The organism is Listeria sp. MAN/IMW/UF555, from assembly GCF_058684075.1.
The window spans coordinates 297,508-323,639 of the sequence record NZ_JBZWZS010000001.1 but is presented as its reverse complement, the minus strand read 5'-3'; the positions used below and the strand labels follow the sequence as shown (position 1 = coordinate 323,639).

Here is a 26,132-nt window from a genome sequence, read left to right as displayed (position 1 = left end):
ATTTTTTGGAGGATTAATACATGCAGAAGAACGATGACTTATTACGAGAACGCCGGAAAGACGAACATGTTGCTCTTGGTGTAAAGCAAAATGAGAACTTAGCTCCGTCGAGTTTAGAAGATATTCAATTGATTGGGACATCTATCCCACGCTACAATGTGAAAGATATTGATCTAACAACAACTTTTTTAGGAGCAACAGTACCATTTCCATTTTATATTAATGCTATGACGGGAGGAAGCCGGCATACAAAGAGAATTAATGCCGAACTCGCTGAAATAGCTCGCGAGGTAGCTATCCCGATGGCCGTTGGTTCCCAGTCTGCAGCTCTAAAAAACAGTTCGCTAATAGATACATATCAAGTCGTTAGAGAAGTTAATTCAAAAGGTATCATTTTAGCCAACGTTAGCCCAGAAGTTGATATTCAAGACGGAATTCGCGCAATCGAAATGTTAGAAGCAGATGCGCTACAAATTCATATAAATCCTGCGCAAGAATTGGTGATGCAAGAAGGCGACCGTTCCTTTAGTCACTGGTTATCAAGAATCGAAGCATATGTAAAAAATTCCCCAGTACCAGTTGTCGTCAAAGAAGTTGGTTTTGGAATGACACGAGAGACTGTAAAGACTTTAGCTGAAATCGGCGTTACAACAGTAGATTTAGCCGGAAAAGGTGGAACTAACTTTGCGCAAATTGAAAATGATCGCCGCCGCGACCAAGCCTATAATTTTTTACTTGATTGGGGTATTTCAACTGGGCAAGCATTAATAGATATGCAACATGCTGACGCGCCAAAAATAGCATATTTAGCATCTGGAGGTATTAGAAACCCGTTAGATATTGTCAAAGCACTTGCGCTAGGAGCAGATAGTGTTGGGATGGCTGGGCAAATTATTTATTCACTGAAAAAAGATGGTGTATCAAAAACGATCGAAAAGTTAGAACTTTGGAAAGAACAGTTGCGAGGACTCTTTGTTTTAGCAAATGCGAAAAATATTGCAGAACTAAAAGAAACACCATTAATTGTAAGTGGTGAACTTGCAAAATGGGGTAGTTTACGAGAAATTGATTTAGTTCAACTTGCAAATAGAAAATAAAAAAACCAGCAGCTATTCATTTAGCAATGCTGGTTTTTCGTTTATTGAACCGTTTCCGGTAAAGTTTCATCAATCGCTTGAAGTCGTTCTGTAAATTCTTCTTTAGATAATTCTTTTGTATAAAGATTTGCTGGGTGAACGCGGCATTCATGCGAACAACTACGCAAATATTTTTTTTCGTTTTCTAAAGAAGCGAGAATTTGTTTATTACAATATGGATTTGCACAATTGATGTAACGTTCGCAAGGTGTTCCGTCAAAGTAATCTTTCCCTACAATAGTAGGATTTACTTGGTTAATTGGAACGGCGATTCTTTCATCAAAGACGTACATTTGTCCATCCCATAGTTCGCCTTTTGTTTCTTCATTTTTACCGTACGTTGCAATGCCGCCATGAAGTTGACTTACATCTTCAAAGCCCGCAGTTTTCAACCAGCCAGAAAATTTCTCGCAGCGAATTCCACCAGTGCAATAAGTAACGATTTTTTTATCTTCTAGTTGATCGCGATTATCTTCAATCCAGCCTGGTAGTTCACGGAAGTTCTGAATATCTGGGCGAACTGCACCACGAAAATGGCCAATATCAAATTCATAATCATTCCGAGCATCTAAAATAACAGTATCCTCGTCTAGTAGTGCTTCGCGAAATTCAGCAGGTTCTAAATAATCACCTGTAATTTCAAGTGGATTGACATCTTCTTCTAAACTTAAACTAACAATTTCAGCACGAGGTCTGACATGCATTTTTTTGAAAGCATGGGAGTCAGCCGCGTCAATTTTAAATACCATATCAGCGAAGCGAGCGTCATTTGCCATATAATCCATATATTTGTTTGTTGCTTCTACTGTTCCCGAAACGGTGCCATTAATCCCCTCAGTAGCCACCAAAATTCGGCCTTTTAACTCCATTTCTTTGCAAGCAGCAAGATGCTCTTTTGCAAAAGTTTCTGGATCATCAATCGTTGTGTATTTGTAATATAACAACACTTGATAGTCACTCATAATCTTATCACCCTTCAAAATGTATTTCATGTGTAAGAAAAATTCTCCACAAGTTTGCGCATTAATACTATACTATAGCAAATTAAGACTGGCAAGTAACCGAACCGTAAAATAAATGCTTCTTATAGTTAACTATATGTACAAGTACAAAACAGCTATGGTATACTTATTAAATATGAAGCGAAAATTTTGTTGATGAAAGCAAATCCTGTTTTCATTGCCTAAAATAAAGAATGAAGTAAGGATTGGGCGTGAGCTATGTGCAAATAAATGAATCGTTTATGGAAGAACTAGCTTTAAAAAAAGTAAAACAAGAACGCAGAAAAAGACTGAAGTGGTTTGTTTATAAATTTCTAATGATTACCTTTGGGGCGATTTTAATGGGGGTAGGTTTAGAACTTTTCCTTGTAAACAACCGAATTTTAGATGGTGGAGTCGTTGGTATTTCCATTATTATTTCTCAGTTAACACCGCTACCTTTAGGGGTTTTAACTTTTGTACTTAATATTCCATTTTTCATTATTGGTTACCGGAAAATCGGAAAAGTTTTTGCACTTTTTACTTTGTACGGGATTGCAGTTATGTCGATTGTGACACTTGTTTTACATGATATGGACCCAGTGACAGATGATTTATTACTTGCGACTGTTTTTGGTGGAATGACACTCGGTCTTGGTGTAGGACTTGTTATTCGTAATGGTGGAGCACTTGATGGGACTGAGATTATTTCCATCATTATCAACGGAAGAACACCATTTTCAACCGGGCAAATTATTATGTTTATCAATATTGTGATTTTCATCGTTGCTGGACTTGTATTTAACTGGGACAGAGCTATGTATTCATTAATTACGTATTTCCTTGCGTATAAAGTTATTGATATTGTTATTCAAGGTGTAGATGAATCGAAAAGTGCTTTTATTATTAGTCGGTATTACGAGGAAATCGGTGCAGAAATCATGGAGCAACTAGGAAAAGGCGTAACATACTTAGATGCAACTGGTGGATACTCTGGTGATGTAAGAAAAGTAGTTTTCGTTATCGTCTCAAGATTTGAAGAAGTGAAAGTGAAAGCTATTCTGGACGAAATAGATCCAGATGCCTTCTTAGCTGTCGGGGGAAGCATGTCAGAAGTCCGCGGCGGAAAGCTGATGAATACGAAAACACCACACCTATAACAAAGCTAAAACCATATGTCTCTTACTTGAGATATGTGGTTTTTTGACGAAAGGAAACATTTGTTTGTATAATAGGGCTATAGTATGAGCTACAGGACGGATAGATGTGCTATAATAAAACAAGCAAAAAAGGAATAGGTGGGACTTGAAATGGCGACACAAAAGAAAAAAACGGCTGGGCGAAAGAAAACGTCCACACGTTCAAAAAAGAAAAAATCAGCTTCTTTTCGTTTAGAGATAACGGGTGCTGTTCTGATAGCAATAGGGATAATCGGGATTTTACAATTAGGTTTTGTTGGCAGAGGTTTCTTTGCCCTGGCTGAAATGTTTGTTGGTCTTCTTAGTTATGTATTACTTGCTGGGAGTATCGTTCTCGGCGGATACATGGTAATTAGAAGAAAGATGCCACACCTTTTTAGCAAACGATTAGTAGGTGTTTATCTCATTGTTTTAGGGTTTTTAACATATATACATATGTATTTCATCATCCATAATTTAGGTGCCAATGCGCCTGTTGTTTCCAGTACATGGAAATTAGTTCTAGAAAATTTATTTAGACCAAATCAAGTAGGTTTTGTTGGTGCAGGAATGATTGGGGCTGCTATTACTTCAGTTACCTATTTCTTACTAGACCGACTTGGAACAAATATTATTGCCATTCTTTTAATCATTTATGGATTTTCACTAGTTTCAGGTATTTCTGTACGCCAATTCTTCTCGAAAATTACTGAATTCGTTCGCTACTTATTTTCAAAAGGTAAGGCTGCTAAGGAAAAAGGGAAAGAAGTAAAAGCTAAACGAGATAAAAAGAAAGCGGAAAAATTAGTTGAAGTAGAAGCGGATGAAGTAATCGAGGTAAGCCAACCAATAGATGCTTCAAAAGAAGAAAAAACACCGCCAATTATCTCGAATTTTAGTTCTAAAGTAGAACAAGAAAAAGCCCCTCTAGAAGAAAAAACAGAGTCCGATGTGAAAGAAAAAGATTTAGAAATGTTCCAACAAGAGTCTTTTGAAAATGAAATCTATCAATTACCGTCAGTGGATATTTTAGAACCTGCCAAAGTAACTGATCAAAGTAAAGAGTACGACCAAATTAAAGTTAATGCGAAAAAATTAGAAGACACATTCGAAAGTTTTGGTGTGAAAGCAAAAATCACTCAAGTGCATCTTGGGCCAGCCGTTACAAAATATGAAGTGCAACCGTCAGTCGGAGTCAAAGTGAGTAAAATTGTTTCCTTAAGTGATGATATTGCACTTGCTTTAGCAGCGAAAGATATTCGGATTGAGGCGCCAATTCCTGGTAAATCAGCAATTGGAATTGAAGTAGCAAATCAGAATGTAGCGATGGTTTCTTTACGGGAAGTACTAGAAAATAATCCGAAAAATAACCCAGATGAAAAATTACAAATTGCTCTTGGTCGAGATATTTCTGGTGAAGCAATGATGGCAAGCCTTGATAAAATGCCCCATTTACTTGTAGCGGGAGCGACTGGTAGTGGTAAATCGGTTTGTATTAATGGGATTATTACGAGCATTTTACTTCGAGCTAAACCACATGAAGTAAAAATGATGATGATTGATCCAAAAATGGTTGAATTAAATGTTTATAATGGTATCCCGCATTTACTAGCACCAGTTGTTACTAATCCCAAAAAGGCAGCTCAAGCTTTACAAAAAGTAGTTGCTGAAATGGAGCGGCGTTATGATCTGTTTTCGCATACAGGGACACGAAACATGCAAGGCTATAATGATTACGTAAAAAAACATAATGAACTTAACGAAGAAAAACAACCGGAATTACCATTTATTGTTGTGATAGTAGATGAGTTAGCTGACTTAATGATGGTTGCTTCTAACGATGTAGAAGATGCGATTACACGACTTGCGCAAATGGCACGTGCTGCGGGAATTCATTTGATTATCGCGACTCAGCGTCCATCTGTGGATGTAATTACTGGAGTCATTAAAGCGAATATCCCATCTCGAATCGCTTTTGCAGTATCAAGCTCGATAGATTCAAGAACAATTCTTGATATGGGTGGAGCAGAAAAACTACTAGGTCGCGGAGACATGTTGTTACTACCAGTCGGTTCTAGTAAGCCAACTCGTATTCAAGGCGCCTTTTTATCAGATAAAGAAGTAGAAGATGTAGTTAATTATGTTATCTCGCAACAAAAAGCACAGTACAACGAGGAAATGATTCCTGATGATATTCCTGAAGTTGAAGGGGAAGTAACGGATGAGCTGTATCATGAAGCAGTCGAACTTGTTGTAGAAATGCAAACAGCTTCCGTTTCGATGTTACAACGAAAATTCCGAATTGGTTATAACCGGGCAGCCAGATTAATTGATGAAATGGAGCAAAGAGGAGTAGTTGGACCTCATGAAGGTAGTAAACCGCGACGAGTCAATGTGGAACTTCCTCCAGATATAGAATAAATAAAAAGAGGTTGCGACTAAAATCGCAACCTCTTTTTTAAGAAAGTAAATCTCGTTTTTGAGCTTCAATTTCTTTTTTACTTGTAGCATATTTTCCTTGAGTTCGGTCAAGTAATTCATCGAAAAAAGAAGGTAAGTTGCTTTTGCTAAGTTCAACGCCTTCAGCACTAATCCCGCCTTTTGTAGCAACACGGTCGATTAAACCGCTAAACGTATAATCTTCCTCCACTAAGAGTTTAGAAGTCCCAGCTAAAGCAAAATTAATCATTTGAAAAATTTCTGCATCTGACAAAGTCGACCTGCGAAGAGCTGCTTCCACGAATTGTTCGAAAATAGCCGCTATAATGCCGGGGGAGGAACTCGTTAAGTCACTCGCAATATCAATATTTTCTTCTCGAATCGTCATCACATGTCCGAAATTTTCAAAAGCTGATTCTAACCAAGCGCTGTTCGTTTCCGAAACAGTATCTGCGTGTGAAATTAAGGTAGTTCCAACACCAACAACTGTTGTGATTGATGGTATTAATTTACTTACTTGTAAACTCGGAGATAGTTCCAAAATATCAGAAGTACTAACTCCGGCTGCAATTGAAATCACATGGCGATCTGCCGTTAATACAGCCTCACAATCTTTAATAAGGGGCAATACAGCTAAAGGTAATTTACAAATAAAGCTGTGATCTGCTTTTGTAAAAACTTCTGCTTCATTGGCTGCTAATTCGGTTGTAGGATATTTATCATAAAATTGCTTGAAATGGTCGTTTGCCGAACTAGAGTAAAGGATGATTTCCTCTGGAGTACAAACCTTTGTTTCAATCAATTTAGTGGCTATCAACGTTGCCATACTCCCAAAACCGATAAAACCTATTTTTGTCATTTTCATCCCGCCTTTCATCGTTATTTTTTATTATGAAGGGAATAAAATCGGATTGCAAATATATCAGATTGTTTGCTTTTTCACGTTAACGCGCTTCCACCTAGGGATAAGCTTGAAATCGAATGATTCCGACAGAATTAAATTTTCTGAATTCATTTGCATTAAAAATTTATGAAGTTGGTTATTTATTTATTTTATTTTCCATGTTATATTAAGAACAGTTAGAGAAGACGTTAAATGTTTTTGTGCGTTTTCCGAAAAAGGGACCATACATAATTTTTTAATACGCGCCTGAATGTTTGTTTTGACAGAAAGCTCTGACTAACATTATATCTCTCGGGAGGGGTTTTAAGGTGAAAAAGCGTACATTTGCTTTAGCACTATCAATGATTATTGCTTCTGGCGTTGTCTTAGGTGCTTGTGGTTCGAGCAGCGACGATAAAAAAAGTGGCGATGATAAGAGCAGTAAAGATTTTACAGTAGCTATGGTTACAGATACTGGTGGTGTTGATGACCGTTCGTTTAACCAATCAGCATGGGAAGGCTTACAAAAATTTGGTAAAGCTAACGACATGGAAAAAGGTACAGACGGTTATAACTATTTGCAATCAGCTTCTGAAGCAGACTACAAAACAAACTTAAACACTGCTGTTCGTAGCGACTATGATTTGATTTACGGAATTGGTTACAAACTGAAAGATGCAATTGAAGAAGTTTCTAAACAAAAACCTAAAAATCAATTCGCTATTGTTGATGACACAATTGATGACCGTGATAATGTAGTAAGTATTGGATTTAAAGATAACGATGGTTCTTACCTAGTTGGTGTTGTAGCCGGCTTAACAACAAAAACAAATAAAGTTGGATTTGTTGGTGGGGTAAAAGGAGCTGTTATCGACCGTTTTGAAGCTGGTTTCACTGCTGGTGTAAAAGCTGTTAATCCTAACGCACAAATTGATGTACAATATGCAAACGATTTCGCAAAAGCAGACAAAGGACAACAAATTGCTTCTTCCATGTATTCAAGTGGAGTTGACGTAATTTTCCATGCTGCTGGCGGTACTGGTAACGGTGTCTTTGCAGAAGCTAAAAACCTGAAGAAAAAAGATCCTAGCCGTGCTGTTTGGGTAATCGGTGTTGACCGTGACCAATGGGACGAAGGAAAAGTTACAGCAAACGATGGCAAAGATTACAATGTAACACTTACATCTGAAATCAAACGCGTTGATATCGCTGTAGATGACCTTGCAACTCGTACTAAAGCTGGAGATTTCCCTGGCGGAACTAAAATTGAATATGGTCTTGATAAAGATGCTGTAGGGCTTTCTGAACATCAAGATAATATTTCTAAAGACGTTTTAGCTAAAGTAGAAGAATACAAACAAAAAATCGTTGATGGGGACATTAAAGTTCCAGAAAAACCTTGATTTTATAGTTATAAAAACTAAGTAATATGAACGAAGTAAAACCTTTTATGAAAGTCGGTATTAAACGTACCGACTTTCATAAAAAAATAATTTGTAAGCGTTTTAATATGATAGGTAAACCCTTTTACTAAAAGAAAATAATCGGTATATTGGAATTTATGATTGCAATGAATGCCATTTAGAAATAAAATAAGGAGATGGCTTTTTTAACCGCTTAAAAATGTGAGGACAAGCTTTTGTACATAGATGGTATAATGAAACGTATTTAGCAACATACCGAAGCACTTTAGCGAAAAAAGTCATTGAACAACAAACGGATAAAAAACTCGGAACCTTCTTCGGGAGGAAGTACGGGGAGAGGCGGCGTCCTTCGAGAGAATCGCGCGTGTGGCTGTTTTTCCAGTTTGAACCAGACGACAAGGGGAGTGAAGAAGTGGACTTTGTTATTGAAATGTTAGGAATCAGGAAGGAATTCTCTGGATTTGTAGCAAATGATAACATCACCTTACAGTTAAAGCAGGGCGAAATCCATGCTTTGTTAGGTGAGAATGGCGCAGGAAAATCTACGCTAATGAACGTCTTGTTTGGTCTATATGAACCAGATGGTGGAGAAATTCGTGTTCGCGGTACGAAAGAAAATATTAATAGCCCGAACAAAGCGAATGAACTTGGAATCGGAATGGTCCATCAGCATTTCATGTTAGTGGATAAATTTACGGTTGCAGAAAACATTATCCTTGGTAAAGAGCCAAGCAAGCTCGGAGTTATCGAGAAGAAAAAAGCGGTAGAAGAAATTAAAGAAATCTCTGACCGATATGGTTTACGAGTTGATCCAAATGCTGTTGTCCGCGATATTTCTATCGGAATGCAACAACGTGTGGAAATCTTAAAAACACTATATCGTGGTGCGGACATCTTGATTTTTGATGAACCAACAGCTGTTTTAACGCCCCAAGAAATTAAAGAATTGATTCAAATCATGCGTTCTCTTATAAAAGAAGGGAAATCAATTATTTTAATTACACATAAACTAAAAGAAATTATGGATGTTTGTGATCGCGTAACTGTTATCCGCCGTGGTAAAGGCATGGGTACAGTAAATGTTCCAGAAACAACTCCGCAAGACTTAGCTAATTTAATGGTTGGTCGTGAAGTCGTTTTTACAACAGAAAAAATCGCTGCAACTCCTGGGAAAGACGTTTTAGAAGTAAAAGATTTAGTTGTTAAAGAAAGCCGCGGCGTCGAAAGTGTTCGTGGACTTAATTTGACTGTTCGAGCAGGCGAGATTGTCGGAATTGCTGGGGTCGATGGTAATGGTCAAAGTGAACTCATTTCTGCAATTGCAGGTCTTTCTAAAGTAACAAGTGGAAGCATTCTTCTAAATGGTGAACACATTGAGAATAAAAAACCACGTAAAATTACGGAAGCTGGTTTAGGACATATTCCAGAAGATCGTCATAAACATGGTTTAGTACTTGAGATGTCACTTGGAGAAAATATTGCTTTACAAACGTACTATAAGAAACCTATTTCTAGTAAAGGTTTCTTAAATCACAAAGCAATGTATGACTTTGCGCGCGAGTTAATTGAAGAATACGATGTTCGCGCAAGTAGCGAATACGTAGCAGCAAAATCGCTTTCTGGTGGTAACCAACAAAAAGCAATTATTGCGAGGGAGATACACCGTAATCCAGATTTCTTAATTGCGGCTCAGCCAACACGTGGACTAGATGTTGGAGCAATTGAATTCATTCATAGACGCTTGATTGAACAACGAGATAACGGAAAAGCTGTATTACTTATGTCGTTCGAATTAGATGAAATCATGAATGTAAGTGACCGTATTGCGGTTATATACGAAGGGAAAATCGTTGCTATTGTTGATCCGAAAGAAACAACGGAGCAAGAACTTGGTCTGATGATGGCTGGTTCATCCAAACAGGAAGCGGAAATGGGGGAGAAAGAGCATGTCTAAACGACTACAAGCATTAGTTATCCCAGTTACAGCCGTTATCCTTGGACTTATCTGCGGTGCGATTATCATGCTTATTTTTGGATATGACCCAATTGCTGGTTATTCAGCACTTATAGAAGGTGTCGTTGGTGAAAATTTCTATATTGGTGAAACAATCCGCCAAGCTACACCGTACATTTTAGTTGGTCTATCTGTTGCAGTTGCATTTAAAGCCGGACTTTTCAATATTGGTGCGGAAGGTCAAATGCTGATGGGCTGGTTAGGTTCCATTATCATCGCTGTAAACTTTGATGGTTTAACTAAATGGATTCATTTACCACTTGCGATTATTACTGGTATGGTTTTTGGTGCACTTTGGGCATTCATTCCAGGTATTTTAAAAGCAACTTTACGAGTAAATGAAGTTATTGTAACAATCATGCTTAACTATACAGCACTTTATATTTTCAACTATGTAGTACAAAATTTACTTACAGACGGATTAGATAAAACACAAGAAATTCATGCGTCTGCGTCTTTACAATCTGAATTATTGCAATCAATGACTGATTATTCGTCACTACATTGGGGGATTTTAATAGCCCTTGGTTTTGCACTTATTATTTGGTTAATGTTAAATAAAACTACTTTTGGTTATGAAATCGAAGCAGTCGGATTTAATGAAAATGCATCGCAATATGCCGGTATGAGTGTAAAGAAAACAATTATCTTTTCTATGGTTATTGCCGGAGCGCTCGCTGGTCTTGGTGGCGTAATGGAAGGCCTTGGAACTTATGGAACGGCTTATGTATTAACTTCTTCTCCAGGAATTGGTTTTGACGGTATTGCCGTTGCGTTACTCGGAGGAAGTTCTCCAATTGGGATTGTCTTCTCTGCCATCTTGTTCGGCGCTCTAAAAGTCGGAGCACTAAACATGCCAGCAGTTGCAGGCGTTCCAAACGAATTAGTCAATGTAATTATCGCTCTGATTATCTTCTTTGTGGCATCCAGCTACATTATCCGCTGGGCGATGGCAAAATTTAAGAAGGGGGCGAAAGCAGAATGACAGCCATTTTAGCGACAATTGTTTCTAGTACACTGCTTATGGCAGGCCCACTAATTTTTACCGCACTCGGGGGCGTTTATTCAGAACGAGGCGGTGTGGTTAATATTGGACTAGAAGGTATGATGGTTATGGGAGCATTCTCAGCTATCGTCTTTAACCTTACTTTCCAAGACACTTTTGGCAATTTAACTCCTTGGATATCACTTATTGCGGCTATGGTCGTTGGGGGATTATTCTCTCTTGTTCATGCCGTTGCAACAATTAACTTCCGTGCTGACCACGTAATCAGTGGTGTAGCGATTAACTTTTTAGCAACAGGTCTATCTTTATTCCTTGTAAAAGTAATTTATGATAAAGGCCAAACTGACCAAATTAAATATTACTTTGGTAAACCAGATATTCCTGTTTTAAGTGATATTCCAGTTATTGGTGATATTTTCTTTAAAAACATTCCGGTGATGAGTTATGTGGCGATTCTATTTGCAATCGCATCATGGTTTATCATTTATAAAACGCGCTTTGGTCTTCGTCTTCGTTCTGTAGGGGAACATCCTCTTGCAGCTGATACGATGGGAATTAAAGTACGTTGGATGAGATACCAAGGTGTTATCATCTCTGGTATTCTTGGTGGTCTAGGTGGTGCAGTTTACGCGCAATCCTTTACACTTGATTTCGGACACGCAACTATTTCCGGTCAAGGTTATATGGCCCTTGCAGCAATGATCTTTGGTAAATGGAATCCACTTGGAGCAATGGGAGCAGCAATCTTCTTCGGTTTTGCGCAATGTTTGGCAATTACTGGGGGCTCGCTACCGTTTTTCAAAGACATTCCAGACGTTTACTTACAAATTGCGCCTTATGTATTAACAATCCTCGCGCTTGTTGGATTTATCGGTAAATCCGAAGCTCCAAAAGCAGATGGTGTTAACTACATTAAAGGCAAATAAAACATTAGGACAGCCTAGATATTATTCTAGGCTGTTTTTTTATGCTAGAAAATTGTGTGTGGCAACAACTTAGGATACAATAGGAAAGTGAGATCATTGCTTGAAAGGAGCATTATAATGACAGACAAAATATTTCAAGAAAAAGTTGGTCCGGTTGCACTAACAATCGTTCCCACCCAAAAATATAAATCTAATAAAATTGTTTTTAAATTTCGCGCTCCATTAGAAAGAGAAACAGTTACAAAAAGATCATTATTATCAATTTTGCTAGAAACAAACAGTGAAAAATATCCAACGCAAACAGCTTTCAGAAAGCAGTTAGCTAACTTATATGGCGCAAACTTCTATACAACTACGGCCAAAAAAGGAAATGAACACGTTTTAACTGTCATTTTCGATATGGTAGACGGTCAATATGTTTCTGACGGCGAAAATATTTTAAAAGATGCTTTTGCTTTTATTGAACAAGCTATATTTCAGCCAAATGCAACAAATGGCGCTTTTGATGAAGAAATAGTTGCCCGTGAAAAAGAGAATCTAAAAAGCAGTTTAGAAGGAATTTATGATGATAAAATTCGTTTTGCTTCTAAAAGACTAGTAGAAGAAATGTTCCGAGACGATGAATTTCGCTACGGGGCGGCAGGAGTTTTAGAAGATGTTGATGCGATCACAGCAAAAGATTTATATGAATACTATTTGAAATTTATTAAAGAAGATGTCATTGAAATTTTTATTTGCGGCGATGTTACAAAAGAAGAAGTTATGCCGCTTATCGAAAAAATGGCTTTTTCACCGCGTCCAGAACGAAAAGGTGTTTTCTATACAAAAGAGGCACCAAAAGAAACTCGTATCATCCATGAACAACAAGCAATTAACCAAGGCAAACTAGTGCTCGGTTATCAAACAGAAACATTATTTGGAGACGATGATTTTGTTGCTCTTCAACTCGCTAATGGACTTTTAGGTGGCTTTGCAAATTCCAAAATCTTTATCAATGTTCGTGAAAAAGCAAGTCTAGCTTACTATGCTTCCAGCCGAATTGATTCTTTCAAAGGCTATATGATAATTTCAGCTGGAATTGATGAAGTGAATTATAAACAAGCTTTAACCATTATTGAAGAACAAATCGTCGCAATGAAACAAGGCGATTTCACTGAAGACGAATTAAATCAAACAAAAGAAATGCTCATTAATCAATTGCTTGAAACAAATGACCAAGCACAAGGTTTAATTGAACTTGCTTATAATAACGTTTTACGCGAAGCAAACTTAGACCTAGAAAATTGGATTGCAAAAATTAAACAAGCAACAAAACAAGAAGTAGTTGCTGCTATTAATAAAATCAAGCCAGACACAATATATTTCTTGAGCAAGGGAGGAGAAGAACTTCATGGAAAAAATCACATTTGAACAAGTAAAAGAAGCTGTATTTCATGAAAAAATGTCTAATGGTTTACAAGTCTACCTTCTTCCAAAACAAGGATTTAGTAAGACGTATGCTGTTTTTACAACTAACTACGGTGCAATTGACAATAATTTCGTTCCAATTGGCGAAACTGAATTCACTAAAGTACCCGATGGCATAGCTCATTTTTTAGAGCATAAAATGTTCGAAAAAGAAGACGGTGATGTATTTTTTAAATTCGGTGAAAAAGGCGCTTTTACGAATGCCTTTACTTCATTTACAAAAACTGCCTATCTTTTCTCAAGCACCTCTCGTGTAGAAGAAAACTTAGAAACATTAATCGATTTCGTGCAAGAACCATATTTTACAGAAGAAACAGTTGAAAAGGAAAAAGGAATTATCGGTCAAGAAATCAGAATGTATGATGATGATCCAGATTTTCGCGCTTATTTCGGTGTAATCGAAAATATGTATCATAACCATCCAGTGAAAATTGATATTGCTGGAACTGTTGAATCAATTGCAGAAATTAACAAAGATCTGCTGTACCTTTGTTATAATACTTTTTATCATCCAAGCAATATGGTACTGTTTGTCGTTGGTAACTTAGAGCCGGAAGAAATGATGAACCAAATTCGTGCAAATCAAGCGAAAAAAGATTTCAAAGAGGCTGCTCCAATCAAACGTCATTTTCCAGATGAACCAAAAACTGTCGCTGTAAAAGAACGTAAAATTCATTTTCCAGTACAAATTGCTAAAAATATGGTAGGTATTAAAGAAGATATAGGATCTCTAGAAGGACAAGCAGCACTTAAACAAGAAATTATTGGTGATGTAGCGCTTGAAATGCTTTTTGGAACTACATCTGATACTTATTTAGAATTGTACAACCAAGGAATCATTGATGATAGTTTTGGTTATGATTATACACTGCAAGACAGTTTTTCCTTTGTCCTTGTTGGTGGGGATGCAAAAGACCCAGATATGCAAACAACTAAAATTATTGAGGCGATTCAAGCAGCAGCTAAAAACGGCTTAAATGAAGCGGATTTAGCTTTAGTAAAACGTAAACGTATTGGACAATTTTTACGCTCGCTTAATTCACCAGAGTTTATTGCCAACCAATTTAGCCAATATGTAATGAAATCTGCTTCTCTCTTTGATATTTTACCTTTAATGGAAACAGTTACATTAGAAGAAGTAAATAATTTCGTGAAAAACCTGGACAGTGAAGAGCGCACTACTAGTTTCCAATTGCTTCCAGAAAAATAATCGTTCTGTGTCTTTTTTACTTTTTTTTGTATAAAAAATGGCATAAATTCCTGAGTCATGCTATCATAAAAGAAATAGACTGGAAAGGGTTGCCTTTTTTTGGATAAAGATATAAAATATGCTTTTGTAACTGGAGCTAGCGGAGAAATAGGTCAAGCGATTTGTATATCACTTGCGAAAGCTGGCTGGAACTTGTATCTTCATTATCATCAAAATAAACAAGCTGTGGAGAATTTATTACCACTACTACAAGCTGAAAAAATAGATGTATTTCTTATTCAAGCTGATTTCGATGATGTTGCAAGTTTAGCAGAAATGGAAAAGCAAGTTTTTCAAGTAGATGCATTTATCCATGCAGCAGGGCATTCTCACTATGCTTTATTCCAGGATACAACAGATATAGAGACTACAAAATTATGGAATGTGCACATGTTTATGCCAATGCGTTTAATCCGCACTTTCATACCAAAGCTAATGAAAAGCAATCAAGGAAGGATTGTTTTCATCAGTTCTATATGGGGAGAAGTCGGAGCATCAATGGAAGTAGTTTATTCCACTGTAAAAGGGGCTCAAATCGCCTTTTGCCGAGCACTAAGTCAAGAATTAGGGCCTTCTGGAATAACTGTTAATGCAGTGACACCAGGAGCGGTAGAAACGAAAATGATGGATCAATTTTCAGCGAATGAAAAAGAAGAACTTCGTGAGGAAATTCCCTTGAAACGCTTTGCAAAACCTGAAGAAATTGCAGAAACTGTAGAATTTTTAATAAGCAAAAAAGCAAGCTATATCACTGGAGAAGTTTTGCGCTTAAATGGCGGTTGGCTTATGTAATTTTAGTAAAAAGTGGAAAATTGAAATAGTAATGGTAGGTGTTTAATTTTGACAGAACTCGGTGATAAACTGAAACAAGCTAGACGTGAAAAAGGACTCAGTTTAGACGACTTGCAACAAATAACGAAAATTCAAAAACGTTATTTAATAGCGATTGAAGAAGGAAACTATGCTGTAATGCCTGGAAAATTTTATGCAAGGGCATTTATTAAACAATATGCAGAAGCAGTTGGACTAGATAGTGCGACACTTTTTGATGAGTTTGAAAGCGAGGTTCCTGAAACACCGCAACAAGAAGTAGTAAATAATGAGCCAACTCGTGTACAAAGTAAAAGAAATCCTATGCCCGCTCAATCGGTCGGCAATCAAGCTAACTCTCGTAATCGTTTCTTTGATATTTTACCAAAAATTCTTATTGCTTTATTTATTGTTTTTATTCTTTTCATTGTTTGGTTTTTCTTGCTTAATAAACAAGATAATACCTCTGAAAAAGTTAAAACTGATACAAGCAATCCGACTGTAAAAGTAGAAGATTCTACAAAAAATAAAGACACGAACAAAGATACAGAGAAAAAAGACACAACATCTGATGAAAAAAAAGCAACAGATACAACTGAAAAACCAGAAGACACAGCTAAAGAAGTTGAAGTAACTAAAGGTGAAACATCTGGTAACGAAACTAGTTATACAGTAAAAAACACTGATAAAATGACTCTTTCTCTTAGCGCGACTGGTGACTCTTGGATTGGCGTGTCGGATGCAAACGGAAGCACCATTAAAAACGTGACGTTATCCACATCCAACCCTTCTACCGAAATTGATTTAGGAGATAACAAAACAGTTTCTATCGTTATTGGAAACTCGCCTGTTACAACTGTTAAAGTCAATGGTAAAGAGTTAGAACTTGCTCCAACGCTTGTTAAACAAGTGTTAACTATTAATTTAGAAGCAAGTGATACTACTAGTAACTCAGATGCAGAATAATTTGTTTTATATGGCGAAATCTACTCATTAGGTTTCGCCAACATTTTTATCATTACATACTGTTTAAATGTAAAAAAGGGGAGAAAAAGATGAATTTACCAAATAAATTAACGGTTATCCGTATTTTTATGATACCAATTTTTGTCGTTCTATGTGTTGTACCATTTGACTGGGGAAGTGTCTCTTGGCTTGATTCGACCATTCCAGTTACAAGTTTAGTAGCAACTATTATTTTCATCGTAGCTGCCCTTACAGACTGGTTTGATGGGCATCTTGCACGTAAATATAATTTAATTACAAACTTCGGTAAATTTGCGGATCCAATGGCAGATAAATTACTTGTAGCTGCAGCATTTATCATTCTAGTTGAAATGCATATTGCTCCTTCTTGGGTAGTTATTTTAATCATCAGTCGCGAACTTGCTGTAACAGGTCTACGTTTACTTCTTGTAGAAGGCGGCGAAGTTTTAGCAGCTGGCCAACTTGGGAAAATTAAAACATTCACACAAATGATTGCAATTCCACTTATGTTATTAAACAATTTCCCATTTGCTTGGACAGGTATCCGCGTTGACTTAATTTTCTTATATGTATGTGCATTCTTTGCAGTATGGTCTGGAATAGACTATTTCTACAAAAATCGCGGAGTATTTAAAGGTTCTATGTAATAAATAAAAAAGCATACCATTGTGTGCTTTTTTTCTATACAAAAAAATGAATGGAGATGGATTCAAATGGCAAGCGCGGAAATTATCGCAGTTGGAACAGAACTTTTACTAGGACAAATCGTGAACTCTAATGCTGCTTTTATTTCAGAAGAATTAGCAGCTAACGGGATTTATGTCTACCATCACACTGTCGTTGGTGACAACCCTAAACGTTTAAAAGATGTGATAGACATTGCTGAAAAACGTAGTGATATTCTCATTTTTACGGGTGGATTAGGTCCTACAGAAGACGATATTACGAAACAAATTTTAGCAGAACATCTACAGAAAAACTTAGTAGAAGATGCGTTTCATATGAACAAAATCACGGAGTATTTTGCTTCAAGAAATAGAACAATGACGGAAAATAACAAATTGCAAGCTGTAATTATTGAAGGATCTACTGTATTAAATAATGATTATGGCTTTGCTGCAGGAATGTTCTTAAAAGAAAATAATCATACGTACATCTTACTTCCAGGCCCACCTTCAGAAATGAAACCGATGTTTTCGAGTTATGCTGAACCTTTACTCGTAAGTGAAAGTGCTGAGAAAAATGTGTTAGAGTCTAAAATAATGCGCTTTTTCGGTATTGGAGAATCGCAATTAGCAGCAGATTTAAATGATATGATTTTAGCGCAAGTAAATCCTACTATTGCTACATATGCAGGTGATAATGAAGTAGTTGTGCGGATTACTGCTACTGCAAAGACTAAAGAGGAAGCGAGTGCCCTTGTGAACGAAACGGAACAAGAAATTTTACGCAGAGATGGAACTTTTTTATACGGTTATGGCGAAGTTTCTTTACCAGAGTTAGTAACAGCCATGCTACTTGAAAAAAATATCACTATTTCCGCTGCTGAAAGTTTTACCGCTGGATTATTCCAAGCAGAAATTGCCCGTTTTCCTGGTATTTCTAAAATTTTTAAAGGTGGCATGGTCACATACAGCGAAGAGACAAAACAATCTATTCTTGAAGTCTCACCTCAAACAATAAAAGAAAATGGAGTCGTAAGTTCAGAATGCGCGAAAGAAATGGCGAAGAATGTCAGCAGACTTTGTAACACTGATATAGGTATTAGTTTTACCGGCGTTGCAGGCCCAGATAGCTTAGAAGGACATCCGGCAGGTACTATTTGGATAGGCTTGCATGTAGCTGGTTTTGAAACAGAAGCTTATCAGTTCGTTTATGGTAGAGATCGAAATCACAATCGCCGTCGTGCTGTAAAACAAGGCTTTCAGTTAATTAAGCAATTTTTAGATACAAATAAGTAATTTTCCTTTATAGAAAAGAATAAAAACAGCTTTATAATATACAAATAAGCGATAAAAAAGTATTAGACGAACGCTTGGAATCCCGTTATAATGGGGAAGAAAGCAGCCGGTGCTTACACAAAATAAAAAATACGAATAAATGTTCGCTTTTTGCTTGCTTCTCGCTTAGAAATGCGTTATAGTAATTCTAGGAAAAACATTCTGACTGTTTTTTAAGAGAGAAGAAGCAAAAAAACAGCTATTAGAATATTATGAAGGAGGCAACAACGTGAATGATCGTCAAGCGGCATTAGACCAAGCATTAAAACAAATTGAAAAACAATTCGGTAAAGGTTCCATTATGAAATTAGGGGAACATTCAGACCAAAATATATCTACTATTTCTAGTGGCTCATTAGCATTAGATATTGCTTTAGGAGTTGGCGGGTATCCGCGGGGACGTATTATTGAAGTATACGGACCTGAGAGTTCTGGTAAAACAACTGTTGCACTACATGCGATTGCAGAAGTCCAAGCACAAGGTGGAACAGCAGCATTTATCGACGCCGAACATGCTCTAGATCCAGCTTATGCAAAAAATCTAGGTGTAAACATTGATGAGCTATTACTATCGCAACCAGATACAGGGGAACAAGCTTTAGAAATCGCTGAAGCACTAGTTAGAAGTGGCGCTGTTGATATGTTAGTTATTGACTCTGTTGCAGCTCTTGTACCACGCGCTGAAATTGAAGGCGAAATGGGAGATGCCCACGTTGGTTTGCAAGCACGTTTAATGTCCCAAGCTTTAAGAAAACTTTCAGGTGTTATTAATAAATCAAAAACGATTGCTATCTTCATCAACCAAATTCGTGAAAAAGTTGGTGTTATGTTCGGGAATCCTGAAATCACTCCTGGTGGCCGTGCGCTTAAATTCTATTCTACTGTCCGTTTAGAAGTAAGACGTGCTGAGCAGTTGAAGCAAGGTACTGATGTAATGGGTAACAAAACAAAAATAAAAGTTGTAAAAAATAAAGTAGCACCACCATTCCGTATCGCTGAAGTGGATATTATGTACGGAGAAGGTATTTCACGTGAAGGTGAACTTGTTGATATGGCTGCTGAAGTTGATGTAATTAACAAGAGTGGTTCTTGGTATTCTTATAAAGAAGAACGTATCGGACAAGGTCGTGAAAATGCAAAACAATATCTAAAAGAACACACAGACATTCGAGACGAAATCTCTAAACGCGTTCGCGAAGAATACGAAATTGATGGCACTAACAAAGAACCTTTAGACGAAAATGAAGAAACATTAAGTTTGCTTGATGATGAATAATTACTAGTAAATACGTGATAGGGAAATTACTTCCTATCACGTATTTTTTGCTATTTAAAAAAATCTCAGGAAAATAAGCCTTCATTTCATTCCTTTTCTTGACATTGTATGCTTTGACCTATAAAATTAAGTTGTATATTTTATATTGCTGGGAGACAAGGGGGAAGTTTTTCCTTTGAAAATCGGCTTCAACTGAATGGGGAGATTAGCACTCGGTTGTTGATGAAAAATACGCATGTGCCAGAATTCTGGCCACCGACATAACAATAACGAAAATTGAATAGCAAAGGAGGTGTAAGGATGACAATCGCAATCACGATCATCTCCAGTTTGCTTTTCTTAATCGTCGGTCTAGTTGTTGGTTCTCTAATTTTTAAATCTAGTACAGAGAAAAAACTGGCTGCTGCAAGGGGGACTGCTGAATTAATTGTAGAAGATGCAAAGAAAGAAGCAGAAACTACAAAAAAAGAAGCATTGCTTGAAGCGAAGGAAGAGAATCATAGGTTACGTACTGAAATCGAAAATGAACTTCGTGGGCGAAGAACAGAGACACAGAAAGCAGAAAATCGCTTATTGCAAAGGGAGGAAAACCTCGACCGTAAAGATACTTCTTTAAGTAAACGAGAAGCTACACTTGAAAGAAAAGAGGAGAGTATCAGTAAACGTCAACAACAAATTGAAGAGAAAGAAAGCAAACTAGCTGAGATGATTCAAGCGGAGCAGACAGAACTCGAAAGAATTTCTGCGCTCAGCAAAGAGGAAGCGAAATCTATCATCCTTAACCAGGTAGAAGAGGAATTAACACATGATACTGCAATCATGGTCAAAGAATCAGAAAACCGGGCCAAGGAAGAGTCGGATAAAAAAGCAAAGAATATTCTCTCACTAGCTATCCAGCGTTGTGCAGCTGATCATGTGGCAGAAACAACGGTATCTGTTGTTACCTTACCAAATGATGAGATGAAAGGACGGATTATCGGCCGTGAAGGACGTAATATCCGTACGCTAGAAACGCTAACAGGGATTGATTTGATAATTGATGATACCCCGGAAGCAGTTATACTTTCCGGATTTGATCCAATTCGACGTGAAATCGCTAGAATCGCCTTAGAAAAACTTGTTCAAGATGGAAGAATCCATCCAGCTCGAATTGAAGAAATGGTGGACAAAGCCCGTAAAGAGGTGGACGAACACATTCGTGAAGTCGGGGAACAAGCTACATTTGAAGTTGGAATTCATTCCATCCATCCTGATTTGATAAAAATTCTTGGCCGCTTGCGTTACCGTACTAGTTATGGACAAAACGTTCTTAACCACTCACTCGAAGTTTCGAAACTTGCTGGAATTCTAGCAGGAGAGCTTGGCGAAGACGTTACGCTTGCTAAACGGGCCGGACTACTTCATGATATTGGGAAAGCAATTGACCATGAAATTGAAGGAAGTCACGTTGAAATCGGCGTAGAACTTGCTACTAAATACAAAGAAAATGATGTGGTAATCAATAGTATTGCTTCCCATCATGGTGATACAGAAGCTACTTCTGTTATCGCGGTATTGGTTGCAGCAGCGGATGCACTTTCAGCTGCAAGACCAGGAGCTCGTAGTGAAACGCTTGAAAATTACATTCGTCGTTTAGAAAAATTAGAAGAAATTTCTGAGTCTTACGATGGTGTAGAAAAATCTTATGCTATCCAAGCGGGACGTGAAGTACGTATCATCGTTGAACCAGATACAATTGATGATCTATCTTCCTACCGACTTGCTCGTGACATAAGAAAACGAATTGAAGAGGAATTAGATTATCCTGGTCATATCAAAGTGACTGTAATTCGTGAAACAAGAGCAGTTGAATACGCTAAATAATATTTAAAAGATACATCGCAAATTTATTTTGTGATGTATCTTTTTTTAATCGGTTGCCTAGCTTGATTAAGAACGGTATAATCAAAGGATAGATGAAAAAAAGGGAGGCGGAGTTTTTGGGTGAGTGGAAAATTTTGCCGATGCTAAAAGAACATTATTCTGGTGTAGCTAGAGTGCATCAAGAAGGTATAGATACTGGAAACGCTACTTTTCAAGAAAAGACGCTATCTTTTGAAGCTTGGGATGAGAAGTACTTAAAAACTTGCCGCTTAGTGGTTTTAACGGAGGGTCAAGTGATTGGTTGGGCAGCGTTATTGCCATTTTCAAGTATGCATGCTTATCGCGGAGTAGCTGAATTAAGCATTTATATAGCAAAAAGCGCTCGAGGAAAAGGCATCGGAAAAGCTCTTATGCAAGCAATTATTCAAACAAGTGAGCAAAACGGCTTCTGGACTTTGCAATCTTTAATTTTTCCGGAAAATGAAGCGAGTATTACACTTCATCATACATACGGCTTCCAAACTTTATGCATCCACGAAAAACTAGGTGAAATGAATGGCGTTTTTCGAGATGTCGCATTATTAGAACGTAGAAGTAATAGAAACGGAGAATAACGAAATGAAATTATTATTTATTGGTGACGTTGTTGGCTCAATCGGTCGCGACGCTATTACAGAATATTTACCACAATTAAAGAAAAAATATAAACCTACTGTCACAATTATAAATGGAGAAAATGCTGCAAGTGGCAGAGGAATCACAGAGAAGATTTATAAGGATTTTCTGGAGCTTGGTGCAAATGCCGTAACTTTAGGTAATCACACATGGGATAATCGCGATATTTTTGAATTTATTGATGACGCTAAATATCTCGTTCGCCCAGCAAACTTCCCAGATGATACAACACCCGGAACAGGCATGGTTTTTGTAAAAAGTAATCAACATGAAATTGCCGTTATCAACATGCAAGGCCGAACTTTCTTAGCAGATTTAGACGATCCATTCCGCAAAATGGACGCATTAATAGAAGAAGCAAAGAAACGAACAAATATAATTTTTGTCGATTTTCATGCTGAAACTACTAGCGAAAAAGAAGCAATGGGTTGGTATTTAGATGGGCGAGTTACTGCGGTAGTTGGTACTCACACACATGTACAAACTTCTGATAACCGCATTCTTCCAGAAGGTACTGCGTATTTGACTGATACAGGTATGACAGGACCATATGACGCTATCCTTGGAATGGAAAAAGAAGCTGTTATTCGTCGTTTTAAAACAGCTTTGCCAACAAGATTTGAAGTTCCTAAAACAGGTCGAGCAGTCTTATCTGGCTGTTTAATCACTTTAGACGAAACAACCGGGAAAGCTCAAAAAATTGACCGAATTCTCATCAATGAAGACCACCCATTTTCCTTTGATTAAGAATGGAGATGTAATTGTGACAGTTTCAAAAGAAGAAATCATGAAAAAAGCAACGGAACTTCGGGATGCTTTACAACAAACAGAAGAAGTATCATTCTACCGCTTAGCTGAGGAGAGAATAAACGCTAATTCCAAAGTAGCCGCGAAAGTTTCTAAAATAAAGTTACTGCAAAAAGAAGCAGTGAACTTAGAACATTATCAAAAATTAGAAGCAATGAAACAAACCGAAAGTCAAATTGATAATGTGCGTGCGGATATTGATTCCCTGCCAATTGTGACAGAATTCAGACGCGCTCAAGAAGACGCTAACGATCTTTTACAATCCATTACAACGGAGATTACTACAAAAGTAACAACAGAGCTTGAAAAAGAAAATTAACCATTTAAAACTGCCAAACTACTGGCAGTTTTTTTCTTTTGAGGTCGCGGGAAAATGTAACTTTATGCTATAATGAAAGGATGAAAATGAAGTAAGGGATGATGAGATAATGACAGAATATACACCAATGATTAAGCAATACTTAGAAATCAAAGACAAATATCAAGATGCTTTCTTATTTTTCCGTTTAGGAGATTTTTATGAAATGTTTTTTGAGGATGCACTCAATGCTTCTCAAATTTTAGAAATTACATTGACTGGTCGCGAAGGTGGAACAAAAGAGAAAATCCCTATGTGTGGAGTTCCTTATCATTCAGCGAGCGGTTACATTGATACGTTAATTGAAAAGGGATATAAAGTAGCTATTTGTGAGCAAGTAGAAGATCCTAAAACAACGAAAGGCATGGTAAAACGAGAAGTAGTGCAGTTAATTTCACCTGGAACCGTCATGGATGAACGAGGATTAAAGGCGAAAGAAAATAACTATATTGCCTCACTTTACTGTTACGAAGGAAAGGAATACGGTTTTGCTTACTCTGATCTATCTACTGGTGAATTAAAATCAACGGTTATTGAAGCTAGCGAAGACCGCTTAATTAATGAATTAACAACCCTTTCAACTAGAGAATTAATTGTTTCCAAATCAGAAAAAGAAGTTCTTTCTGACGTGATGAAAGAACAACTTGGTTTAACTTTTTCGGTTCATGAAGAAGATACTATCCCAGCGGAAAACGAAAAATTAGTTACGCGCCATATGTCGCTCTCAGAAAAACGAGCTATAGGTAAATTACTCCACTATTTAAAAGAAACCCAAAAGCGGGACTTAGGTCACCTGCAACAAGCCATACACTATGAAACTAGTAACTACATGAAAATGGATTACTATTCGAAACGTAATTTGGAATTAGCAGAATCCATTCGTGGTAAAGGACGCCAAGGAACGCTACTTTGGCTTTTAGATAATACACAAACAGCTATGGGCGGAAGAATGCTAAAACAATGGATTGATCGCCCGTTAATTGACCGTAAGCAAATTATTGAACGTCAAGATGATGTCAGTGAACTAATGGCTCACTTTTTTGAGCGGCTAGAATTAGTAGAAAACCTAAAAAACGTTTACGACTTAGAACGTCTTGCTGGTCGAGTTGCTTATGGAAATGTAAATGCGCGTGATTTAATTCAACTGCGCAATTCGTTATATCAAATACCCCGTATCCGAGCGACGTTATTATCAATGAATAGTAAGAGTTTAACAGCACTTGCTAATCAATTGGATCCATGTGAAGAACTAACGGAAAAACTAGAAGAAGCAATTGTCGACTCAGCACCGATTTCCATTCGCGAAGGCGGAATAATTAAAGATGGTTACAATAGTCAACTTGATACGTATCGTGATGCAAGCCGGAACGGAAAAACATGGATTGCAGAATTAGAGCGGAAAGAGCGCGAACTAACTGGAATTAAAACGATGAAGGTAGGCTTTAACCGCGTATTTGGCTACTATATTGAAGTTACCCGGGCGAACACGCATCTGCTCCCAGAAGGCCGCTATGAACGCAAGCAAACACTAGCTAATGCAGAACGTTATATTACTCCAGAACTAAAAGAAAAAGAAAAACTCATTTTAGATGCAGAAGAAAAAAGTATGGAATTAGAATATCAACTATTTACAGAAGTACGCGAAATGGTAAAAGACTACATAGAACGCCTCCAAAAATTAGCGAAGTCTGTAAGTGAAATCGATTGTTTACAAAGTTTTGCAGATATTAGTGAGAAAAACCATTTCATTCGCCCTACCTTAAGTGAAGACGGCTCACTGCACGTTAAACAAGGTCGCCATCCTGTCGTAGAAAAAGTAATGGGTGCGCAAAGTTATGTCGCTAATGATTGCGATTTAGATCAAAATAGAGAAATTTTGCTTATAACGGGCCCCAATATGTCGGGTAAAAGTACGTATATGCGTCAAGTTGCTCTAACAGCGATATGTGCTCAAGTAGGATGTTTTGTTCCCGCCGAAGAAGCAATTCTGCCAATTTTTGACCAAATTTTTACTAGAATAGGGGCAGCAGACGATTTAATAGCTGGCCAAAGTACCTTTATGGTAGAAATGCTAGAAGCTAGAAACGCTATTGTCCATGCTACAAAAGATAGTTTGATTTTATTTGATGAAATCGGTCGTGGAACTGCTACTTATGATGGGATGGCGCTTGCTCAGGCAATTATCGAGTATATTCACGAAAACGTTCATGCTAAAACACTATTCTCCACCCATTACCATGAATTAACAGATCTTGAGAAAGAATTACGTGGATTACAAAACATCCATGTGAGTGCTGTTGAAGAGAATGGGAAAGTGGTATTTCTTCATAAAATTAAAGAAGGACCAGCAGATAAAAGTTATGGTATTCATGTTGCTGAATTAGCAGAACTACCTAAATCCTTGATTGAACGAGCAAGTCGCATTTTAGAGCAGTTAGAAAGTAATGATAAAAAAATAATTATTACCCAAGATAAACAACCAGAAGAAATTCACGAAGAAGTACAACTATCAATGTTCCCGGTAGAACCTGAGAAAAAAGCATCTTCTAAAGAAACAAAACTATTAAAAGAAATTGCCGCCATGAATATTATGCAGATGACGCCAATGGATGCGATGAACAAATTATACGAACTCCAAAGTAAAATTCATTAAA

The 26,132-nt window shown here is 37.2% G+C and carries 21 protein-coding genes; 19 read left to right on the top strand and 2 right to left on the bottom strand.

Annotation, left to right across the window (positions count from 1 at the left end):
* Positions 1 to 20: 20 nt before the first annotated feature.
* Positions 21 to 1,097, top strand: a complete 1,077-nt coding sequence (gene fni / locus AC4PG8_RS01520) for a type 2 isopentenyl-diphosphate Delta-isomerase (RefSeq protein WP_492169954.1) — start codon at positions 21 to 23, stop codon at positions 1,095 to 1,097.
* A 41-nt stretch (positions 1,098 to 1,138) separates the two neighbouring features.
* Here the strand turns inward: fni and trhO are convergent, their stop codons facing one another.
* Positions 1,139 to 2,098: an oxygen-dependent tRNA uridine(34) hydroxylase TrhO gene (gene trhO, locus AC4PG8_RS01515; protein WP_033533052.1), complete on the bottom strand. Its 960-nt coding sequence runs from the start codon at positions 2,096 to 2,098 to the stop codon at positions 1,139 to 1,141.
* A 251-nt stretch (positions 2,099 to 2,349) separates the two neighbouring features.
* Between trhO and AC4PG8_RS01510 the strand changes: the two genes are divergently transcribed.
* Positions 2,350 to 3,276: a YitT family protein gene (locus AC4PG8_RS01510; RefSeq protein WP_003727465.1), complete on the top strand. Its 927-nt coding sequence runs from the start codon at positions 2,350 to 2,352 to the stop codon at positions 3,274 to 3,276.
* Positions 3,277 to 3,426: 150 nt separating this feature from the next.
* Positions 3,427 to 5,715, top strand: coding sequence for an FtsK/SpoIIIE family DNA translocase (locus tag AC4PG8_RS01505; RefSeq protein WP_010991527.1), 2,289 nt, complete (start codon positions 3,427 to 3,429; stop codon positions 5,713 to 5,715).
* Between the two features lie 37 nt (positions 5,716 to 5,752).
* On the opposite strand, the gene proG is transcribed toward AC4PG8_RS01505, so the two are convergent.
* Positions 5,753 to 6,592 carry a pyrroline-5-carboxylate reductase ProG gene (gene proG, locus AC4PG8_RS01500; RefSeq protein ID WP_492169953.1) on the bottom strand — a complete coding sequence of 280 codons (840 nt, stop codon included), beginning with the start codon at positions 6,590 to 6,592 and terminating at the stop codon, positions 5,753 to 5,755.
* Positions 6,593 to 6,945: 353 nt separating this feature from the next.
* Here proG and AC4PG8_RS01495 point away from each other — a divergent pair, with 353 nt between their 5' ends.
* The 16 genes from AC4PG8_RS01495 (at position 6,946) to mutS (ending at position 26,131) form a co-directional block, all read left to right on the top strand.
* Positions 6,946 to 8,019, top strand: coding sequence for a BMP family lipoprotein (locus AC4PG8_RS01495; RefSeq protein ID WP_003766833.1), 1,074 nt, complete (start codon positions 6,946 to 6,948; stop codon positions 8,017 to 8,019).
* Positions 8,020 to 8,452: 433 nt separating this feature from the next.
* Complete coding sequence (locus AC4PG8_RS01490) at positions 8,453 to 9,994, top strand: ABC transporter ATP-binding protein (RefSeq protein WP_003766835.1); 1,542 nt, start codon at positions 8,453 to 8,455, stop codon at positions 9,992 to 9,994.
* Complete coding sequence (locus AC4PG8_RS01485; RefSeq protein ID WP_003762163.1) at positions 9,987 to 11,039, top strand: ABC transporter permease; 1,053 nt, start codon at positions 9,987 to 9,989, stop codon at positions 11,037 to 11,039. Before AC4PG8_RS01490 ends, AC4PG8_RS01485 begins: the two co-directional genes overlap by 8 nt.
* Entirely contained in the window at positions 11,036 to 11,986 is a 951-nt protein-coding gene (locus tag AC4PG8_RS01480; RefSeq protein WP_003727462.1) for an ABC transporter permease, read from the top strand. The genes AC4PG8_RS01485 and AC4PG8_RS01480 overlap by 4 nt, the downstream gene beginning before the upstream one ends.
* A 117-nt stretch (positions 11,987 to 12,103) precedes the next feature.
* On the top strand, positions 12,104 to 13,396 hold the full coding sequence (yfmF, locus tag AC4PG8_RS01475; protein WP_492169952.1) for an EF-P 5-aminopentanol modification-associated protein YfmF: 1,293 nt from the start codon (positions 12,104 to 12,106) through the stop codon (positions 13,394 to 13,396).
* Positions 13,377 to 14,663: an EF-P 5-aminopentanol modification-associated protein YfmH gene (gene yfmH, locus AC4PG8_RS01470; protein ID WP_194318363.1), complete on the top strand. Its 1,287-nt coding sequence runs from the start codon at positions 13,377 to 13,379 to the stop codon at positions 14,661 to 14,663. The genes yfmF and yfmH overlap by 20 nt, the downstream gene beginning before the upstream one ends.
* Before the next feature lie 99 nt (positions 14,664 to 14,762).
* A complete protein-coding gene (ymfI, locus tag AC4PG8_RS01465; protein WP_003771775.1) occupies positions 14,763 to 15,494 on the top strand; it encodes an elongation factor P 5-aminopentanone reductase in 732 nt (243 codons plus the stop codon).
* A 48-nt stretch (positions 15,495 to 15,542) separates the two neighbouring features.
* Positions 15,543 to 16,478, top strand: coding sequence for a helix-turn-helix domain-containing protein (locus tag AC4PG8_RS01460; RefSeq protein WP_003762172.1), 936 nt, complete (start codon positions 15,543 to 15,545; stop codon positions 16,476 to 16,478).
* Positions 16,479 to 16,567: 89 nt separating this feature from the next.
* Positions 16,568 to 17,146 (top strand): CDP-diacylglycerol--glycerol-3-phosphate 3-phosphatidyltransferase, encoded by a 579-nt coding sequence (gene pgsA, locus AC4PG8_RS01455; RefSeq protein ID WP_003762173.1) that lies wholly within the window; start codon positions 16,568 to 16,570, stop codon positions 17,144 to 17,146.
* A gap of 66 nt (positions 17,147 to 17,212) precedes the next feature.
* Complete coding sequence (locus AC4PG8_RS01450; protein ID WP_185484164.1) at positions 17,213 to 18,460, top strand: competence/damage-inducible protein A; 1,248 nt, start codon at positions 17,213 to 17,215, stop codon at positions 18,458 to 18,460.
* Between the two features lie 268 nt (positions 18,461 to 18,728).
* Positions 18,729 to 19,775, top strand: a complete 1,047-nt coding sequence (gene recA, locus AC4PG8_RS01445) for a recombinase RecA (RefSeq protein WP_003766841.1) — start codon at positions 18,729 to 18,731, stop codon at positions 19,773 to 19,775.
* Between the two features lie 300 nt (positions 19,776 to 20,075).
* Positions 20,076 to 21,638, top strand: coding sequence for a ribonuclease Y (gene rny, locus AC4PG8_RS01440; RefSeq protein WP_003721904.1), 1,563 nt, complete (start codon positions 20,076 to 20,078; stop codon positions 21,636 to 21,638).
* A gap of 116 nt (positions 21,639 to 21,754) precedes the next feature.
* Complete coding sequence (locus AC4PG8_RS01435) at positions 21,755 to 22,252, top strand: GNAT family N-acetyltransferase (protein WP_003771777.1); 498 nt, start codon at positions 21,755 to 21,757, stop codon at positions 22,250 to 22,252.
* A 4-nt stretch (positions 22,253 to 22,256) separates the two neighbouring features.
* Positions 22,257 to 23,060 carry a TIGR00282 family metallophosphoesterase gene (locus AC4PG8_RS01430; RefSeq protein WP_003762187.1) on the top strand — a complete coding sequence of 268 codons (804 nt, stop codon included), beginning with the start codon at positions 22,257 to 22,259 and terminating at the stop codon, positions 23,058 to 23,060.
* A 16-nt stretch (positions 23,061 to 23,076) separates the two neighbouring features.
* On the top strand, positions 23,077 to 23,439 hold the full coding sequence (locus tag AC4PG8_RS01425; protein WP_003762190.1) for a YlbF/YmcA family competence regulator: 363 nt from the start codon (positions 23,077 to 23,079) through the stop codon (positions 23,437 to 23,439).
* Positions 23,440 to 23,548: 109 nt separating this feature from the next.
* Positions 23,549 to 26,131 carry a DNA mismatch repair protein MutS gene (mutS, locus tag AC4PG8_RS01420; protein WP_492169951.1) on the top strand — a complete coding sequence of 861 codons (2,583 nt, stop codon included), beginning with the start codon at positions 23,549 to 23,551 and terminating at the stop codon, positions 26,129 to 26,131.
* The last annotated feature ends 1 nt before the right edge of the window (position 26,132 follow it).

What these genes read in the sequence shown, in the direction of transcription:
- AC4PG8_RS01450 (WP_185484164.1), top strand. Translation starts at nt 17,213, where the DNA reads ATGGCAAGCGCGGAAATTATCGCAGTTGGAACAGAACTTTTACTAGGA.
- AC4PG8_RS01505 (WP_010991527.1), top strand. Translation starts at nt 3,427, where the DNA reads ATGGCGACACAAAAGAAAAAAACGGCTGGGCGAAAGAAAACGTCCACA.
- proG (WP_492169953.1), bottom strand. Translation starts at nt 6,592, where the DNA reads ATGACAAAAATAGGTTTTATCGGTTTTGGGAGTATGGCAACGTTGATA.
- yfmH (WP_194318363.1), top strand. Translation starts at nt 13,377, where the DNA reads ATGGAAAAAATCACATTTGAACAAGTAAAAGAAGCTGTATTTCATGAA.
- rny (WP_003721904.1), top strand. Translation starts at nt 20,076, where the DNA reads ATGACAATCGCAATCACGATCATCTCCAGTTTGCTTTTCTTAATCGTC.
- pgsA (WP_003762173.1), top strand. Translation starts at nt 16,568, where the DNA reads ATGAATTTACCAAATAAATTAACGGTTATCCGTATTTTTATGATACCA.
- AC4PG8_RS01480 (WP_003727462.1), top strand. Translation starts at nt 11,036, where the DNA reads ATGACAGCCATTTTAGCGACAATTGTTTCTAGTACACTGCTTATGGCA.
- AC4PG8_RS01485 (WP_003762163.1), top strand. Translation starts at nt 9,987, where the DNA reads ATGTCTAAACGACTACAAGCATTAGTTATCCCAGTTACAGCCGTTATC.
- yfmF (WP_492169952.1), top strand. Translation starts at nt 12,104, where the DNA reads ATGACAGACAAAATATTTCAAGAAAAAGTTGGTCCGGTTGCACTAACA.
- mutS (WP_492169951.1), top strand. Translation starts at nt 23,549, where the DNA reads ATGACAGAATATACACCAATGATTAAGCAATACTTAGAAATCAAAGAC.
- AC4PG8_RS01430 (WP_003762187.1), top strand. Translation starts at nt 22,257, where the DNA reads ATGAAATTATTATTTATTGGTGACGTTGTTGGCTCAATCGGTCGCGAC.
- trhO (WP_033533052.1), bottom strand. Translation starts at nt 2,098, where the DNA reads ATGAGTGACTATCAAGTGTTGTTATATTACAAATACACAACGATTGAT.
- fni (WP_492169954.1), top strand. Translation starts at nt 21, where the DNA reads ATGCAGAAGAACGATGACTTATTACGAGAACGCCGGAAAGACGAACAT.